Genomic DNA, 17,576 nt, shown 5'->3' on the forward strand with positions numbered 1-17,576 from the left:
CCAAAAACAAGAAGAGGCTGGGACAAAAGTCCTAGCCTCTTCTGTAGGTGAGTGAATTAAGCTTCACCTTTCGCTTTTTTAATGATTTCTTCTTGTACTGATTTTGGTACATCTTCGTAGTGGTCGAATACCATCATGAAGGTACCACGTCCTTGAGTTGCAGAACGAAGAACAGTAGCGTAACCGAACATTTCAGCAAGTGGTACATAAGCACGAACTATTTGGCTGTTACCATGTGCTTCCATACCATCTACACGTCCACGACGAGCAGTTACGTGACCCATAACATCCCCAAGGTTTTCTTCAGGAACTGTGATGGTTACAAGCATCATTGGTTCAAGGATAGCTGGTTGTGCAGTCTTAGCAGCTTCTTTAAGTGCAAGAGATGCAGCGATCTTGAAGGCTGTTTCAGATGAGTCGACATCGTGGTATGAACCATCGTAAAGCTTCGCTTTCACGTCAACCATTGGGTAACCAGCAAGAACACCATTTGCCATAGATTCTTGAAGTCCTTTTTCTACTGCAGGGATGAATTCACGTGGAACCACACCACCGACGATCGCATTTTCGAACTCGAATCCTTTACCTTCTTCGTTTGGAGTAAATTCAATCCAAACATCACCAAACTGACCTTTACCACCAGATTGACGTTTGAAGAATCCACGTGCTTGTGTAGAAGCGCGGAATGTTTCACGGTAAGATACTTGAGGAGCACCAACGTTTGCTTCAACCTTGAATTCACGTTTCATACGGTCAACAAGGACATCCAAGTGCAACTCACCCATACCAGAGATAACTGTTTCACCAGTTTCTGGGTTTGTTTCAACACGGAAAGTTGGATCTTCTTCAGCCAATTTTTGAAGGGCAATCGCCATCTTATCTTGGTCAGCTTTAGATTTAGGTTCAACCATCAATTGGATAACTGGTTCTGGAACTTCGATTGATTCAAGGATGATTTTAGCTTTTTCATCTGTCAATGAGTCACCAGTTGTTGTATCTTTCAAACCAACGGCAGCAGCGATATCTCCAGAGTAAACTGTTTCGATTTCTTTACGAGTGTTGGCGTGCATTTGAAGGATACGTCCGATACGTTCACGTTTACCTTTAGAAGTGTTCAAGACGTATGAACCTGAGTTCAAGACACCTGAGTAAACACGGAAGAAGGTCAAACGACCTACGAATGGGTCCGTCATGATCTTGAAGGCAAGCGCTGCAAATGGCTCTTCATCAGATGCTGGACGTTCTTCTTCTTCTTCTGTATCTGGGTTTACACCCTTGATTGCAGGGATATCAAGTGGGCTTGGAAGGTAGTCAAGGACTGCATCCAACATCAATTGAACCCCTTTGTTCTTGAAGGCAGAACCACACAATACTGGGAAGAATTCAACATTGATCGTCGCTTTACGGATACCAGCTTTCAATTCTTCATTTGTGATTTCTTCACCTTCAAGGTATTTCATCATCAAATCTTCATCAGTTTCAGCAACTGCTTCAACCAATTTTTCACGGTATTCTTGCGCTTGTTCAAGGTATTCAGCAGGAATATCTTCTTCAAGGATATCTGTACCAAGGTCGTTGGTATAGATTTCAGCTTTCATCTTGATCAAGTCGATGATTCCACGGAAGTCATCTTCAGCACCGATTGGCAATTGAATTGGGTGAGCGTTTGCTTGAAGACGGTCATGAAGTGTGCTTACTGAGTAAAGGAAGTCAGCACCGATTTTATCCATCTTGTTGGCAAATACGATACGTGGAACTCTGTATTCAGTTGCTTGACGCCAAACTGTTTCTGTTTGAGGTTCTACACCTGATTGAGAGTCGAGAACGGTAACCGCACCGTCCAATACACGAAGAGAACGTTGTACTTCGATCGTGAAGTCCACGTGTCCTGGTGTGTCGATGATGTTTACACGAGTGTCTTTCCATTGAGCTGTTGTTGCAGCAGATGTGATCGTGATCCCACGTTCTTGTTCTTGCTCCATCCAGTCCATTTGTGACGCACCTTCGTGAGTTTCACCGATTTTGTGAATCTTACCAGTGTAGTAAAGGATACGCTCAGTTGTAGTTGTTTTACCAGCATCGACGTGAGCCATGATACCGATATTACGAGTTTTTTCAAGTGAAAATTCGCGTGCCATGAGGTTTGTTTCTCCTATATTTTTTATTTCTATTCTATTATAACACGATTTCAATAAAAACGGATAGGCAGGACCCACCCGTTCTCATTGGTTTCTTGATTTGTTGGTTTCAACTTGTAGATGAGTTGAATTGAAGCTGAAACTATATGTTTAGCTAACTTGAACCCGAACGAGGCCCGGTGCAAAAAAGATAAACTGCTTTGTGTTCACGGAACACTGCATCAGTTTCCTATTTTTGCTTTGGGCCTTTGCCGCTCTTGGTATCATAATTGGACTCGGGCTAAAGTTAATTAGCCGATTTGAGCCGGAACGGGATGCTGTGTGAAAAAGATAAACTTCCTTGTATTCGTCGAATACTGCGTCAGTTTCCTATTTTCACTTTGCATCCTTGCCGTTCCTAGCATCATGATTTTACCAACGGAAGTGTGCGAAGGCACGGTTGGCTTCTGCCATACGGTGAGTGTCTTCACGTTTCTTAACGGCTGCACCAGTGTTGTTTGCTGCATCCAAGATTTCTTTTGCAAGGCGATCCACCATAGTGTGTTCACCACGTTGACGAGCGATTGTTACCAACCAACGAAGTCCAAGTGTTGTACGACGTTCTGGACGAACTTCAACTGGGACTTGGTAGTTAGATCCACCGACACGGCGTGCACGTACTTCAAGTACAGGCATGATGTTTTCCATAGCTGTTTCGAATACTTCAAGAGCATCGTTTCCAGTAGCTTCTTTGATTTGTTCGAAAGCTCCGTAAACGATTGAAGCAGCTGTACCACGTTTACCATCAAGCATAACGCGGTTGATAAGACGAGTAACTAATTGTGAATTGTAAAGCGGATCTGGCAATACATCGCGTTTAGGCGCACGGTTTTTACGACTCATTTCTCTTTATCCCCTTTCCTTATGCTTTTGGTTTTTTAGTACCGTATTTAGAACGGCCTTGTTTACGATCGTTTACACCTGCAGTATCAAGTGCTCCACGGACGATATGGTAACGTACCCCTGGAAGGTCTTTTACACGTCCACCACGAAGAAGAACCACGCTGTGTTCTTGCAAGTTGTGTCCGATACCTGGGATATAAGCAGTCACTTCGATCAAGTTGCTCAAACGTACACGAGCGAATTTACGAAGGGCTGAGTTAGGTTTCTTGGGTGTCATTGTTCCAACACGAGTTGCAACACCACGTTTTTGTGGTGAAGAAACGTTTGTTTGAACTTTTTTATGACTGTTGTAACCAACGTTCAAAGCTGGTGATTTAGATTTTTCTACTTTTGATTTACGCGGTTTGCGAACCAATTGGTTAATTGTAGGCATCTACATTCTCCTGTGAAATTTTTTATTTTTGGTGATGGTACACTTGGTGACAGCTACCATCCGTGTGTACTTTTGCAACATTTGTCAGCACGTCCCTGTACACTCTTGAGAGACCAAAAGTAAAAAGTACCGTCTATTATTATAACACGACGGCACTTTGATTGCAAGATCTTTTTTTATATTTTCCCCAACTTCAAAAACTCTATTGTTGAGCTGTTTCAGCCGGCGCTTGAGCTCCTCCATCTACTGCTGGAGTTGACTGTTGCTGCTGAGCAGGGACTGTTGCAACACCCGCCCCACCATTTGCATTGGCATTGGCACCCGTTTGATTTTGTTGGGTCGCTGTAGCATCCCCTTCATAGGTCAAACCATAATAATTGGCAATGTATTGGATACGGGCTGTGAGCGATTGTTTTTGAGTCTCATCCTTTACTTTTTTGACGGCAGTTTGAGCCGCGTTCACAGTGTCTTGACTAGGATTAGTCTCCATTTGCACAACTGCTTTTTCTGCAGCTTCTGTATTTTTCTTTTCTTCCTTTTTCTCTTTCTCTTCTTTTGTTTCTTTTTTAACGGGAAGAGAACCTGTTTTTTTAGCAGGCTGGATTTCTGTTGTTACTTGAGCAGCTGTATTCTTTTTCACCGTATACATACCTGCCACCAAAATAAAGGTCAGGGCCAAAACAGTCAGCAAACGGATCCATAAAGGACTGTTATCAAATCGGTCTAAGATTCTTTTCACTTTTTGCTTCTCCTTTCTCGCCTCTTAATCAAAGATATTTCCTACTTCGACATTTAATTTATTTTCTTTGACATCGATATTTGTCACGCGGAGCAAGGATTTGTGTTCAAAAAATTCGCGCTCAGTCGAGGCATTGTCCGCAAAGACAGCCACTCCTGCCAATTCGGAATCAAACTCAGATAAGAGACTGACCATTCCGTTGATGGTTCCACCACCTTTGAGGAAGTCATCGACAATCAAGACGCGGCTTCCTGCTTTGAGGCTACGTTTTGATAGGAACATTTTTTCGATACGATCCCCGCTGGAGCCGGAAACATAATTGACACTGACGGTTGAACCTTCTGTGATTTTTAAATCACGGCGAACAATGACAAATGGTACATTCAAAACGTTGGCTACGGCATTGGCCAAAGGGACGCCCTTGGTAGCAACGGTCATAACGGCATCGATCTTTTTATTGCGGAAAGCTTTGGCAATGATGCGTCCGATGCTGTTTAAAATTTTCGGATTGCTTAACAAATCAGATAAGTAAATATAGCCCCCTGGAAGAATCCGGTTGCTTTCTGATAATTGTTGGCAAAGTTCCTCAACGATTTCTTTGGATTCCTCATCTGAGATGGAGGGTGTAAAGACGACGCCTCCGCCTGCTCCTGTGATCGTCTCAATATGGCCGATTTCCATCTCTTCAAAAGCACGCTTGATGATCACGATATCTTCTGAAATAGAGGATTTAGCAGACTCATACTTTTCCGCAAAGGTATTGAGACTGGTCAATTCATAAGGATGATTGATCAGGTAATTTGAAATCACAACCATCCGTTCACTTCTTCTTAATTTCATATTTTCACCATGTAGTTTTTTTATCATTATACCATAAGAACAGAAAAAAACGAACATTCTGATTGGAAGAAGGTCGTTTTTTCGTGATTTTTTTCTTTTTGATCCTCGATTCCCCGTAGAAATCGCTGTCTTTACTGATCGAGATTCGGTTTATAGAAGGATCTGTTTTCCATAGCGAAGATTTTATTAGTCATCTCACCAGGACCGACTAAGCCGAGAGCAGTTGTCATCATCATCATTTCCGCATCTAGATTGTCAATCATGTGAATAATCTCTGCTTCCATGATCTTGGGACGAACAGGGCTTCCATATTCTAGCAAACCATGGTGGCTCAAGACCACATGGCGAAGAACAATGACTTCTTCTTTTTGATCATCGATTTTTAATTCTTGAAGGACTTTGGTAATTTCTTCGTCGATCAAAGCAATATGGCCAATGAGGTTGCCTCGAACGGTGTATTCGGTGTTTTCAGGGCCACTAAGTTCCAGTACTTTTGCTAAGTCATGCAACATAATTCCCGCAAAGAGCAGACTCTTATTTAACTGCGGGTAGATGTCGCCAATGCGATCTGCCAAGCGAACCATGGTCGCTGTGTGATAAGCGAGGCCTGCTTCAAAGGCATGGTGATTGGTTTTTGCGGCTGGATAGCTATAGAACTCCTTGTCGTATTTGCTATAGAGGGCCCGAACAACTCGTTGCCAGACTGGATTTTCAATTTTGAAAAGGACATTTGAAAGATAATCTTGTAGTTCCTTGGGATCTACAGGCGGTTTTTCCTTGAAGTCAGCTGGATTACTTGGTTCTCCTGCTTGGGGCAAGCGCATGGTTAATTGATTAACCTGCGGGGTATTGTTGTAAACTTCTCGGCGGCCAGTCATATGGACGACGCGTCCCGCTGTGAAGCTCTCTACATTATGAGGTTGGGCATCCCATAGCTTGCCTTCAATGGTTCCAGTCTCATCTTGGAATACAAAGGCTAAGTAGTTCTTCCCTGCACGGGTCTGGCGCACCTCTGCTGTCTTGATCAAATAGAATCCTTCAAACAGTTCATCTTTTTTCATTTGGCTAATTTTGATCATCCTCGTCTCCCTCTGTTGTCTCTTCATCTAGTCCTAGCAGGTCCTCGTTGCTTTCGATTTGGCGGAGCGTCCGCTCGATCGCATTGGTCCGTCTGGTTAGTAAATCATCAATGTTATTAGAAGCATTCTTTAAATGGCGCTGAGTCTTGGCTAGAATCCCTCCAAACTTATGGAATTCTGATTTGACCGATCCCAACACCTTGCTAATGTCATCTGCACTCTTTTGGATGTTGAGCGTTTTAAAGCCAACAGATAAGGAATTCAAAAGGGCTGACAGCGTGCTTGGTCCAGCCACTAAAATTTGTTCTTCCCGACGCAAGCGATCGAAAAATGCTGGATTTCGAACTACCTCTGAATAGAGGCCTTCTGTTGGTAAAAAGAGAATCCCGAAATTGGTCGTTGCAGGTGGGAAGAGATATTTTTGCTGGATGTCTTTTGCAAAGCGTTGGAGTCTGTTCAAAAGGGCTTTGCGGTAACGCTCGATCTCTTCTTTATCGCCAGATTCATAAGCCTCTTCCAGACGGTAATAGTCTTCGAGAGGAAACTTAGAGTCAATCGGCAGATAGACTGGCTCCTCTCCTTGTCCTGGAAGCTTAATGGCATACTCCACGCGCTCACTGGATTGGGGAACGGTAACAAACTCTCGCTCATACTGGGCTGGGGTCAAGATATCTTCAATGATCTGTCCCAACTGCAATTCGCCCATAATCCCACGGGTCTTGGTGTTGGAGAGAACTTTATTAAGGGTCCCAACATCCCGAGCTACCGTCTGCATTTCTCCCAAGCCTTTATTGACCGACTCCAATTGTTTTGAAACGGTCTCAAAGGAAGTCTGCAAGCGGTGTTGCAAGGTTTTCTCCAATTTTTCTTCCACTGTTTGGCGCATCTGCTCTAGGCGCACTTCATTGGACTCTTGGATTTGGCGCATGCGCTCATCCGTCTTATCTCGATTTTTGGTAAAGTGCTCATTCATCTCAGCGCGCAAAGCCGTCGTCTGCTGGTGGATCTCTACTCGCATCTCTGTCAAGCGATCTGTCAAGGCGATCTCTAACTGCTGATTGGCAATCTGGCTTGCTTGTCTTTCTTTTTCAAAACGGTAGTCCAACTGGTCTGTCAAATGATCCTCGTGGTCTTCCAGCATCTCACCAATATTTGGCTTTGTATCATCTGACCGTTGCAAGAGATAGATGAGGAGACCCAGATTGAGCAGGCCAATCAGAAGCGGCATGATATTCATATTAACCTCTGTCTTTACTATAAACAATGACGAGATAGCCACGATCAAGACTCACTTGAATCGGTTGGTCCAAAAATTCATTGGAGCCATACATGGCCTTCAAAAAATAATTCTCTGGATGTAAGAGGTATTTGGCACCTGTGATTTCTAAGTGACCCCCTCCAACAGGCATAAAACCCACATAGGACATAGCAGGATCGGGCAGGATCTCGTGGCAACCGGTCGGCCGATAAAGTAGCCGATTTTGGCCATCGACTAATTGGATCTGCTCCATATAAGGAGCTAGGTCTGGATCAGTCGGCAAAAAGATATTAGACAAGAAATGATCCAAGCGACCACCAAAGGCACCATAAACGGTGACAGCAGCATCTGGATAGGCTTCAAAGACCGCTTTTAAGGCCAACTCCAAATCTGTATCGTTCTTTTCAGGAACAGATTGCACCACTTGCTTGGCTTGGGCTTTGATGTTGTTCAAATCGGTCTCAGAGACGGAATCAAAATCTCCAACAGCCATATCCAGAGGCAGGCCTTGTCCCAGTAACTTCAAACAGCCACCATCAACGCCTACATATGCGTCACGATCTCTTGGCAAGAGCGTGCAGTCACCTCCTGCCAGTATTGCGATGTTACCCATTGACAGCATCTCGGAGCGTTTGCACACGCTCATTGACATCTCCGTTGAAGACATAAGAACCTGCCACAAAGACATTGGCTCCAGCTTCTTTTGCTTGGAAGATGCTTTGGCCATCAATGCCACCATCGACTTCAATATCAAAGTCTAAACCTTTTTCTTCACGAAGGGTCGCTAATTCACGGACCTTATCCAATGTTTCAGGAAGGAAGGCTTGCCCACCGAAACCTGGGTTAACGGTCATGACCAAGACTTGATCCACCAAATTTAAGACATGCTTGATACTGTCTACAGGGGTTCCTGGATTAATGACAACACTGGCTTTTACACCCGCTTGACGGATTTTTTGAAGAGCCCCGTGGATATGAGGGGTTGCTTCTACGTGGATGCTGATGATATCTGCACCGGCACGGGCAAATTCTTCAATATGGTGTTCTGGATTGGTCACCATCAAGTGGCAATCAAAGACCAATTTGCTGTGTGGACGCATGCTGGCTACGACACCGGCACCAAAACTAATATTGGGTACAAAATGACCATCCATCACATCAATATGGGCGTAGTCTGCTCCAGCAGCTTCAAGGCGCTTCAATTCGCTTTCAAAATTGGCATAATCTGCACTTAAAATTGAGGGTGCTAATTTCATTGTTTTCATAGTTGTCTCCTATTTGGGTATTTTTTTGGAAACCTTTTTGTAGGTTTCACGACGGTTTTCGATTTCACTGAGAAATTGCAGGTAATCCTCATAACGAAAGGCTGCAATTTCCTTAGCTTCAACAGCTGGTTTGACTGCACAAGCTGGTTCATGCGTGTGGCTACAGGTACGAAACTTGCAAGCGTGGCTCACATCCGCAATCTCTGGAAAGGCTTGGTTGAGATCTTCGCTACTTGCCACTTCATAATCGAGGGAGGAAAAACCAGGCGTATCGGCGATTTTGCCACCATTCAGATGGTAAAAGCTGACTGCACGCGTCGTATGACGTCCACGCCCTAAACTATCTGAGATTTCACCCGTTTCAAGCTCCAGATCCGGAGCAATCTTATTGAGCAAGGTGGATTTTCCTACCCCAGTCTGTCCCATAAAGACCGTGGTTTTTGCCGTCAACAGTGGCAAGAGTTCCTCAATCGACAAGACAAAATCATAACCAATGGCTTGGTAGATTCCTTGGTAATAGTAGATATCCCCTAGATCTTCTAGTAAGTCTAGCTTGGAGATGTAGACAATCGGATGTATGCCCTTATGCTCCAAAAGGACCAAAAAGCGATCCAGCAGGTTGGCATTGAAATCAGGCTCCTTGGCCGACATGATGACCACTGCTTGGTCAATATTCACGATCGGAGGACGCACGAGGCTATTTTTTCGAGGCGCGATGCTCAAGATGTAGCCTTCTGAATTCTCTTCAGCGGAAAATTCTACCTGATCTCCCACATAAGGAGTCTGTCCTTTTTTCCTAAAATTTCCACGAGCACGTGTCTGGTAGATAGAGCCCTCTGACTCCACATAGTAGAAACCGGCCAGGGCTTTGACGATTGTTCCTTGCAAATCGTACTCCTTTTTGCTTAATAGTTTTATTATATCAAAAAATAAGAAATAAGGTTGGTTTGCCCGTAAGAAAAACGAAATGGAAAGATCCTTTTGGATAAAGTCGCAAACTAACGTGTCTGATATGGAATATCTTAGAGGAGAAAGGGGAAGAAGGAGCCTCCCTTTTTTTCCTTGGCATTTTTCCTAAAAAGTGTATAATAGAACTATGCGGAGGTGGTGGAACGGCAGACACGCATGCTTCAGGCGCATGTGCCCATTCGGGCGTGAGGGTTCAAATCCCTTTCTCCGCATCTCGGAAAGGTGGCTCAGCTTGGTACGGCACCGGACTCGAAATCCGGCAAGTGGATTTTTTTCACGCGCGGGTTCAAATCCCGTCCTTTCCTTACAATATAAACAAGCCATAGGTTATAACAACTTATGGCTTATTTCTTATAAAACTTATTTAAGACTTTCCTTAGGTGAATACGGACGTTAGGTGAAATTATCCAGTGAACGATTTCATAAATCCAGGAAGTTCTATAACTAAATCAAGATACAATCCGCAGACCTTGTTCAATTTGTATTGAGCCCCTTCGCTTTTTAATTTTTAGGCTCAGGCTAAAACAGTTCCCCGAACTGTTTTACTCTCAAAAATTCCGAGAGCCTAAACAAACTTTTATTTAGGCTCTTTTCTCACAGCGGAAAGTCTCAATTTGTACCTTCAATCATTCTAAGATACATAAACTTCGTTATCTCATTTAGAATTGAGAAAGAAAATAACGTACCAATAAATTTTCTTTTATTTTATTCCTGCTTCTAGAAGGCCATCAGCTAGGCGGGCAAAGTCGTCTAAGCTGAGGGCTTCTCCTCGTACAGATGGCTGCAGGCCTGCAGCTTGGATCCCCGCTTCCAGTTTTGCCTTCACTTCTTCGGTCTTGCCAAAGCGACTGGTCAAGTTGTTCCAAAGGGTTTTGCGGCGGTGGACAAAGCTGGCCTTGCTGACGGAGAAGAAGAAATCTTCGTCCTTGACGGCCACAGCTGGCTCTTCACGACGGACCATCTTTAGGATGGCAGAGTCAACATTTGGCGCTGGCACAAAGACGGTGCGTGGCACGATAAAGGCTACCTTAGCCGTCATATAGTATTGAACTGCAATGGACAAAGACCCATAAGCCTTGGTATTTGGTTCCGCTGAGATGCGATCTGCCACCTCTTTTTGCATCATAACTACAAATTCTTGGAAAGGAATTTTGGATTCGATCAAGTGCATAAGGATCGGAGTCGTGATGTAGTATGGAAGGTTGGCCACTACCTTAATCGGAAGCTCTGGATTTTTAAACTCAGCGATGTACTGATTGAGGTCTACCTTGAGGATATCTTGGTTGACAACCGTTACATTGTCAAAATCCCGCAAGGTATCCGCTAAAATGGGAACCAAGCGGTCATCAATCTCAAAGGCCATGACTTCTGCGGCATTTTCCGCCAAAAACTCCGTCAGAGCTCCAATTCCAGGGCCGATTTCGATGACATTGACCTGCTTATCAATCTCAGCAGTGTCCACAATCTTTTGAAGGATATTGGTATCGGTCAGAAAGTTCTGACCGAAGGATTTTTTAAAGGTAAAACCGTGACGCTCCAGCACTGCCTTGGTCACGCTATAATCTGCAATTCTCATGTATTCTCTTTTCTAATCAGTTTAGGGGTAAAGGGGCCCCTCTACTTCCGTCTTAATAACTAGCCATCGCCGCTTCAACTTGTACCAAACAAATCCCAAACAACTCCAAGCGTTTGAGCAGTTGTTTGCCATTGCAGTAGCCGATGCGCAAGGCTTCGCCAAGATATTCCCGGCGTTTACGGCTGTCCTTACCCATCAAAAGACCCAATCGCATCAAGTCAAACTTTGTAATATCAAAGAAATGCTCATCTTCATAGGAGCCCACGAGTCCAGCCAGGGCCTTTTCTAAGTCTTCAAAGCTGGCATGCTCCACTCCAAGAGAACGCCCCTTGGTCTTGGATTTGGGTACTGCCTCACCACGGTTTAAAAAGGCATGCTTGGCCTGTGGAATTTCTTGCATAATGATCTTGCGAATCCGCTCGCCATTGTAGTCTGGATCCGTAAAAACAATGACTCCACGAAGTTCCTGAAGCTTGGCGATTCGCTCTAGGTCATCTTGATTAATAGCCGATCCACGTGTCTCATAGGTATCCACCTTATAATAGCGTTTCAGATTGGCCGTATCGTCCTTGCCTTCCACGACAATCACTTCTGGTATTTTTCTTTTCTCAGTCAAGGCCAAATACCTTTCTCGCATTCTCATAGGTTGCCTGAGCCACTTCTTCTGTTGTTAAGCCACGAAGCCCTGCAATAAAGTCCACCACATAACGGGTATAGGCTGTTTTATTTTCACGGCCACGCTTAGGAACTGGTGCCAGATAAGGGGCATCTGTCTCAACCAAGATCTTGTCTAGCGGAAGTCCTGCTGCAGCTTCTTGAACATCTGTAGCTTTCTTAAAAGTGACCACTCCAGAAAAGGAGATCAGCATTCCCAGATCCATGAAGCGTTTGGCATCTTCTAGACTACCTGAGAAAGAATGCATGATCCCACCGCGCGGGCCCACTCCTTCACTCTTGATAATAGCATAAGTATCTTCCAGCGCATCACGCGTATGCACCACGAAAGGCAAGTCCAAGTCCTTAGACAATTGGATCTGGCGACGAAAGACCTTTTCTTGAACCTCTTTTGGTGCTGTCATCCAGTGGTAATCCAGACCGATTTCTCCTAGGGCAACGACTTTGGGATGTTTCAACCGTTCAAGAAGATAGGCTTCCACTGCAGGACTATAATCGCCCGCCTCCGTAGGATGCCAACCAAGCGTGAGATAGAGTTCAGGGTATTGATCTGCCAACTCCACAGCTCGCTCAATGGTTGGTTTGTCAAAACCAACGATATTGTGGGCTACAAGACCCATTTCCTTGGCTAAGTTGAGCTCTTCTTGTTCTTTTCCTGCGAATTCTTCCACATTGAGATGGGTGTGGGTATCAAAAATCTGCATGATCTTCCTTTTCTTCCGTGTTTTTCTTCTTTCTATTATAGCAGAAAGCGCCTCTAAATTCACTTTTGGCAAAACAAAAACCAGTAGTCTCGAGTTTCTACTGGTTTTTAGCTTTTTATCTGAATTACGCAGCCAAAACTTTGCGTCCTTTACGACGACGAGCTGCCAATACGCGGCGACCATTTTTAGTTGCCATACGGTGACGGAAACCATGCTTGCGCGCACGACGGATTTTACTTGGTTGATAAGTACGTTTCACGATGAATACCTCCTCATAGATTTTGTATTCGTTTAGCCGGCTAGTTGTGATCAGTTACTAAACATACTTTACTATTCTATCGGATTCAGCTCTATTTGTCAATAGCTATGGCAAAATTGTTACAAATACAGGTCGGAGAAAACCTTTCTACATCTGACGGGTTGCCAAATAATAGGGTTCCAGCACCATCAGCGCCTTTTGCAACTGATCCAGGATATCCTCTAGGGAACTCTCCTCGACGAGAGGCACATCGTATTTGACAAGGACCTTACGAACCGCTCCTTCTGCTACTGCTTGTAGCAGATCATGACGATTCTTCTCTGTTCCCTCGATCCTTTGACTCTCTCCATTTTTCTGGACGAAATAGTAAACTGGCTGAGAGATAGGAAGGGTGAGAACCTTGTGTTGTTTTCCAAGACTCTGCTCGTCTTTTTTTCGCTCGATAAAACTCACCTCTAAGGATACACCAAAATCAGCTGCGTCTCCATAAAGTCTCAAGGCAAACATGGGCTCTGCCATCGTTCCTTCTCCTTTTAGATAGGCCCAAAAATGAGGACGCAAGACTTGAGCCTGGTTCATCCACTGGCTGGTCCGATCTTGCTCCAAATAGGGGTGACGCTGCTGAAAGGCTGAGACTAAATTGGTGAATTCCTTACGAGCTGCTTGAGCCAGTGTACGATACTGCTCCATCTCTGGAGCTAATTTCCCTGCCTTTGATGGTGCCTGATATTTCATCCCTTGAAGTTTTAAAAACTCTCGAATGACTGCAAATGCCATTTGCTTCCTTTCTAATTCCACTAAAAAAGAGAGAGCGGTTCAGTCCCGTCTCTCCCCCATGAGAACTAATCGCTAGATTATCCTTCGATGTCTACCACCACGTAACGGTTTGGTTCTTCTCCTTCAGAGTAGCTAGTGACTCCTTCCATCTTAGAGACAATCCGGTGAATGATCTTGCGTTCACTATTGGACATTGGATCCGTCTGTTGGGCTTGCCCATCTTCTAATACGCGACTGGCCAACTTTTGTGCATAGCTTTGTAGAACCTCAGCTCGATGTTCTACATAGTCATTGACATTAATGGTGATGTAGAAATTCTTGGAATAACGGTTGTAAAGATAGTTTTGCGCCAAGAGTTGCAATGCTTTCAAGACTTTTCCGTGGTAACCAATCACGCGCCCTGGCTCATTGGTATCAATCTGCATGTTGACCGTGCGGCGGTTATGTCCGCTTGAGATCGTCGCATCGACATCCATCTCATCGACGACTTTTTGAACATAATCTGTCACATCTGCGACAACTTCTTCAATATTGTAGTTTTCTTCGACTTCGATGCCAAGGTCTGCAAAACCTGAATCTTTGCTTGCAGGCTCTTTGACTTTTTCAAGGATATGTTCATGCCCTTGTTCTTCGAGGACCGTACCAGCTTCTTTGTCGTGCTTGAGGATTTCTGTCTTAATCTCTTCAGAAACGACTTCGCCTTCTTCTTCGACTTTTTTAATCGCTGCAACGACACGGCCAAGATCTACCGTTGCTTCGCTAACGGTTTTGACAGGTTCGTTTTGTGCATTGATTTCTTCAGGTACACCTTTGACAGCTTTTTGATTGGCTTTGACCACCGTTGTTTCTGCGATCGGTTCAATCTCTACTTGGGCTGGCTTTTTGCCAAACAAACCAAGGAAACCTTTCTTTTCACGCGCTACAACCGTAATATGCGCCTTCATACGGGGAATATCTAATTCGTTCAAGCCATGTTGGATGGCTTCTTCTACAGTTGCTCCGGTATATAGGACCATATGTCCACCTCTTTCTTATTTTCTCTTTTTCTGTGCTTTGTTGAAGGCACGACGTTTTTGTTTTTCAATGTCTCGAGAAGCTTGCTCTTTGGCTTTTCGCTCTGCAATAATCTTGAAGGGGTTGTTCAAGAGATAAGTTTGCCCGACTTGGTAGGCATTGGAGGTCACCCAGTACAAAGCAACCCCGCTGGCTGAGAACAAGGCAAAGAAGAAAATCATCACCGGCATGACATACATCATGGTCGTGGCACTACCATTACGCTCTGGCATGGCTTTGTTGGTCAACCAACTGCTGAAAAATGTGAACAGGGCCGCAAGAAGAGGCAAGATGTAAGTCGGGTCAATCGCTCCTAGGTCCATCCATAGGAAGTGGCCAACTTTAAGGAATTCCACACGGCTCAGAGCTTGAAACAGCGCCATCAAAACTGGCATCTGAATCAAGAGAGGAAGGAAAGCAGAGGATGTTTTGACTCCTTTTTCTTTGTAAAGGGCCCGCATTTCTTCAGAGAGTTTGGCCCGGCTATCCAGATCTTTCCCTGGGTACTTAGCCTGTATTTCCTTCAGTAAGGGTTGAATTTCCTGCATTTTGCGGGTTGAATTCATTTGGTATTGGAACAGTGGCAAGAGAACAGTCCGAATGACCAAGGTGAAGACGATAATCCCGATCCCGATATTGCCCCCGATGGAGAAGAAGCGGATCGATTCCGCAAAGAAATAGACGAAGCGTTCCCAACCACCTGTCGACTGGGCCGTCACTTGAGAGGTCCCACAGGCTGACAAGAAGAGCAAGGCTGCTCCTAATAATCCAGTTAATTTCAGTTTCTTTTTCACATTAATCCCTTTCTTGGTAGATATGCGCTAATTTCAAGACGTGTAGGAGATTCTTCTCTACTTGATGGAAGTCGAGCTCTTCGACGCCTTTACGAGCAATGACGACAAAATCATCGGTCGTAAGGAATCCTTGGTGTTTGATCAAAACATGGCGTATCAAACGTTTAATCCGATTTCGGGTGACAGCGTTGCCGAGTTTTTTGCTCACAGACAGGCCAACACGAAAGTGTGGTTGGTCTTTGTCCAAGCGGTAAACCACGAATTTCCGGTTGGCAACATTTTGGCCACTTTTAAAAACAGCATTGAAATCTTGGTCACGTTTGACGCGGTAGCTCTTTTTCAAACCTCAACTCCCTCTTTTAAATTTATTCTATTATACCATATTTTCAAAAAAAGCCAATCTCACTCAGGAGATCGGTTACTTTTTGAAAATCGTAAGGAGAAAGGGAAGGGTATAATAGAGATTAAGTAAGATGTGACCCAACATAGGATAGAAGAGGCTAGTACTCCTGTAATAAAGGAGGCCAAAAATTAGGCTGGGAATAAGGTAGATGATGCTGGCTCCTAGCGAAAATGGACTGTGTACAAAATGCAGGCCACTATAGATAAGGGCAGGTAGCCAAATCTCAGCGTAAAGGGACCAACCCTTGAAATAGGCATTCACCAAGGCGCCCCGAAAGATCAGCTCCTCTGTCACTGGGCGCACAACCACCATCATGACAAGGAGGATCACAAGCCCAGTTGGCGTAATTTCACGAGGAAAGAGACTCCAAACCGCTCCTCGACCTTGGACAAAGCCACTGACGAAGTAATCCAGCCAGTAGATCAAACAAGCTGCAAAGACAGCTTCTATCAATGATTGCAGAGGCTTCTTACCGAGTTTAAAAGAAACCTTTTTGGAAAATCGATAGACCAAAAAGCCCGCAAAAGCCGCATAGAATCCCTCTAGCATCAACAAGGCCAAATAATAACTATTAGCGCTTGCTAGGACATTGGATAGGTACTGCGCTAAGGGAGGAAATTGAGGGCGGATGTAAAAGTAAAACAAGAGAAGAAAAAGAGGATAGAGGAAGGATAGCTTTCTTTTGATAAATTTCATAGTTTCCTTTCTGAAGAATCAACACTTGTCCCTGAGATAGGCTACATAACCTCCTAACACAGCCAGCAATATCACGAGACAAAGCAGGGTTTCAGCCCCTACCAAATAATCCAAAAGGGGCTGGCGCAAGAGTCCTTGTGTCATTTTCAGCGAAGTGGCTGTGATGACAGTTGGAAAGGTCAAGGCTGAAAAAGCAGGTTGGAAGCCTGCTTTGACCATCCTTGGGAGACGTGTCAAAACAAAGAAATAAAAAGCTTGCGAAGCGAGCACCATAATCCATAAGAACCAAGTAGGAAGACTGGCTCCACCAACCCGCACTAAGGCCGCTAAAAGAAGGGAAAAGGGAGCACAATAGATCCCTTCTTGGCCCAACAAGTGAGCAGGCAGGGGATTTTTCTTTAAATCAGTATAGATAACTGGATAAAGTAGGAAGGTCAAGCCAAAACCAACCACCAATGCAAGATAGGCAATGAGCCGCTGGCCGACAACTGGGTAGGTCAAGGCTGCCACTGCGATCCCCACATAGAGAACGGTCCAACTTGGAGTGGCTGTGACTCTTGGACGGACCATGACATGGGTCTTGGTAAAATAGAGGATCAAGCAGACATCTAGAAGAAAAGCAGACCACCAGACCACTTGAGAAAGGCCTTCAACTGCTGGGAAAAGCCGCAAGAGATAGGTAGAGAGAATCATTCCAGCCATGGGAAAGGTCGCCATTCCAGATAAAAGAGCAGGTTGTTGCAGTTCCATCTTTGTTTCTTGCCAGCGAATCAGGTGATAGGCTAGAAAGAAAAACCATAAGAATAGGCCTGTCAAACTAAAGAGATGAGAAAGAGCTGGTAGGCTATCTGCCGTCAGATTTCCAGCACCTACTAACCCCAAAAGACAGCCCGAAAATACCAAGGGAATCTTTTTCATTGCAACCTCCATCATTTCTATTGCTATCAGTATAACATAAAATCAAGAGGAAAAAAAAGAGAGTGGGACAGAAATCGGTCATTCGTTAGAATTCGATTTCGTCGTCCCACCTCCGCAC

General features: G+C 44.5%; 20 protein-coding genes and 2 tRNA genes. 2 read left to right on the forward strand and 20 right to left on the reverse strand.

The features are described 5' to 3' along the window. Positions 1 to 56 precede the first annotated feature (56 nt). From fusA to rsgA, 10 genes are all read right to left on the reverse strand, one after another. Entirely contained in the window at positions 57 to 2,138 is a 2,082-nt protein-coding gene (fusA, locus tag BTU61_RS06035) for an elongation factor G (RefSeq protein WP_200772780.1), read from the reverse strand. 411 nt (positions 2,139 to 2,549) lie between these two features. Beyond that, the gene (rpsG, locus tag BTU61_RS06040; protein WP_003003105.1) at positions 2,550 to 3,020 is read right to left on the reverse strand and encodes a 30S ribosomal protein S7; all 471 of its coding nucleotides are present in this window, start codon (positions 3,018 to 3,020) and stop codon (positions 2,550 to 2,552) included. Positions 3,021 to 3,039: 19 nt separating this feature from the next. Beyond that, on the reverse strand, positions 3,040 to 3,453 hold the full coding sequence (gene rpsL / locus BTU61_RS06045; RefSeq protein WP_003003125.1) for a 30S ribosomal protein S12: 414 nt from the start codon (positions 3,451 to 3,453) through the stop codon (positions 3,040 to 3,042). Positions 3,454 to 3,655: 202 nt separating this feature from the next. Next, on the reverse strand, positions 3,656 to 4,192 hold the full coding sequence (locus BTU61_RS06050; RefSeq protein WP_187538653.1) for a hypothetical protein: 537 nt from the start codon (positions 4,190 to 4,192) through the stop codon (positions 3,656 to 3,658). 24 nt (positions 4,193 to 4,216) lie between these two features. After that, complete coding sequence (gene purR, locus BTU61_RS06055; RefSeq protein WP_200772781.1) at positions 4,217 to 5,032, reverse strand: pur operon repressor; 816 nt, start codon at positions 5,030 to 5,032, stop codon at positions 4,217 to 4,219. A gap of 131 nt (positions 5,033 to 5,163) precedes the next feature. Then, entirely contained in the window at positions 5,164 to 6,108 is a 945-nt protein-coding gene (locus BTU61_RS06060; RefSeq protein WP_200772839.1) for a 3'-5' exoribonuclease YhaM family protein, read from the reverse strand. Further along, a complete protein-coding gene (locus BTU61_RS06065; RefSeq protein ID WP_200772782.1) occupies positions 6,098 to 7,348 on the reverse strand; it encodes a DNA recombination protein RmuC in 1,251 nt (416 codons plus the stop codon). Before BTU61_RS06065 ends, BTU61_RS06060 begins: the two co-directional genes overlap by 11 nt. Before the next feature lies 1 nt (position 7,349). Further along, complete coding sequence (locus BTU61_RS06070; RefSeq protein WP_200772838.1) at positions 7,350 to 7,982, reverse strand: thiamine diphosphokinase; 633 nt, start codon at positions 7,980 to 7,982, stop codon at positions 7,350 to 7,352. Further along, a complete protein-coding gene (gene rpe, locus BTU61_RS06075; RefSeq protein WP_200772783.1) occupies positions 7,975 to 8,634 on the reverse strand; it encodes a ribulose-phosphate 3-epimerase in 660 nt (219 codons plus the stop codon). The genes BTU61_RS06070 and rpe overlap by 8 nt, the downstream gene beginning before the upstream one ends. 9 nt (positions 8,635 to 8,643) lie before the next feature. Then, complete coding sequence (rsgA, locus tag BTU61_RS06080; RefSeq protein WP_200772784.1) at positions 8,644 to 9,522, reverse strand: ribosome small subunit-dependent GTPase A; 879 nt, start codon at positions 9,520 to 9,522, stop codon at positions 8,644 to 8,646. A 210-nt stretch (positions 9,523 to 9,732) separates the two neighbouring features. On the opposite strand from rsgA, the gene BTU61_RS06085 reads away from it, so the two are divergent. Together BTU61_RS06085 and BTU61_RS06090 are read left to right on the forward strand one after the other, a co-directional pair. Beyond that, positions 9,733 to 9,815, forward strand: a tRNA-Leu gene (locus BTU61_RS06085). A 4-nt stretch (positions 9,816 to 9,819) separates the two neighbouring features. Further along, positions 9,820 to 9,908 (forward strand) — tRNA-Ser (locus tag BTU61_RS06090). Between the two features lie 395 nt (positions 9,909 to 10,303). On the opposite strand, the gene rsmA is transcribed toward BTU61_RS06090, so the two are convergent. From rsmA to BTU61_RS06140, 10 genes are all read right to left on the reverse strand, one after another. After that, on the reverse strand, positions 10,304 to 11,179 hold the full coding sequence (gene rsmA, locus BTU61_RS06095; protein WP_200772785.1) for a 16S rRNA (adenine(1518)-N(6)/adenine(1519)-N(6))-dimethyltransferase RsmA: 876 nt from the start codon (positions 11,177 to 11,179) through the stop codon (positions 10,304 to 10,306). A gap of 52 nt (positions 11,180 to 11,231) precedes the next feature. Further along, positions 11,232 to 11,822, reverse strand: coding sequence for a ribonuclease M5 (gene rnmV, locus BTU61_RS06100; protein ID WP_200772786.1), 591 nt, complete (start codon positions 11,820 to 11,822; stop codon positions 11,232 to 11,234). After that, complete coding sequence (locus tag BTU61_RS06105) at positions 11,788 to 12,558, reverse strand: TatD family hydrolase (RefSeq protein WP_200772787.1); 771 nt, start codon at positions 12,556 to 12,558, stop codon at positions 11,788 to 11,790. The genes rnmV and BTU61_RS06105 overlap by 35 nt, the downstream gene beginning before the upstream one ends. A gap of 124 nt (positions 12,559 to 12,682) precedes the next feature. Beyond that, entirely contained in the window at positions 12,683 to 12,817 is a 135-nt protein-coding gene (gene rpmH, locus BTU61_RS06110) for a 50S ribosomal protein L34 (RefSeq protein ID WP_187538632.1), read from the reverse strand. A 147-nt stretch (positions 12,818 to 12,964) separates the two neighbouring features. Continuing rightward, a complete protein-coding gene (locus BTU61_RS06115) occupies positions 12,965 to 13,594 on the reverse strand; it encodes a ribonuclease P (RefSeq protein ID WP_200772788.1) in 630 nt (209 codons plus the stop codon). Between the two features lie 77 nt (positions 13,595 to 13,671). Continuing rightward, complete coding sequence (gene jag, locus BTU61_RS06120; protein ID WP_200772789.1) at positions 13,672 to 14,610, reverse strand: RNA-binding cell elongation regulator Jag/EloR; 939 nt, start codon at positions 14,608 to 14,610, stop codon at positions 13,672 to 13,674. Positions 14,611 to 14,625: 15 nt separating this feature from the next. Beyond that, positions 14,626 to 15,441: a YidC/Oxa1 family membrane protein insertase gene (locus tag BTU61_RS06125; protein WP_187538626.1), complete on the reverse strand. Its 816-nt coding sequence runs from the start codon at positions 15,439 to 15,441 to the stop codon at positions 14,626 to 14,628. Between the two features lies 1 nt (position 15,442). Beyond that, on the reverse strand, positions 15,443 to 15,784 hold the full coding sequence (rnpA, locus tag BTU61_RS06130; protein WP_187538623.1) for a ribonuclease P protein component: 342 nt from the start codon (positions 15,782 to 15,784) through the stop codon (positions 15,443 to 15,445). A gap of 75 nt (positions 15,785 to 15,859) precedes the next feature. Continuing rightward, complete coding sequence (locus tag BTU61_RS06135; protein WP_200772790.1) at positions 15,860 to 16,540, reverse strand: CPBP family intramembrane glutamic endopeptidase; 681 nt, start codon at positions 16,538 to 16,540, stop codon at positions 15,860 to 15,862. Between the two features lie 18 nt (positions 16,541 to 16,558). After that, positions 16,559 to 17,458, reverse strand: coding sequence for a TDT family transporter (locus BTU61_RS06140; RefSeq protein WP_200772791.1), 900 nt, complete (start codon positions 17,456 to 17,458; stop codon positions 16,559 to 16,561). Between the last annotated feature and the right edge of the window lie 118 nt (positions 17,459 to 17,576).

It is taken from the genome of Streptococcus lactarius, assembly GCF_016642265.1.
GTDB lineage: Bacteria > Bacillota > Bacilli > Lactobacillales > Streptococcaceae > Streptococcus > Streptococcus lactarius.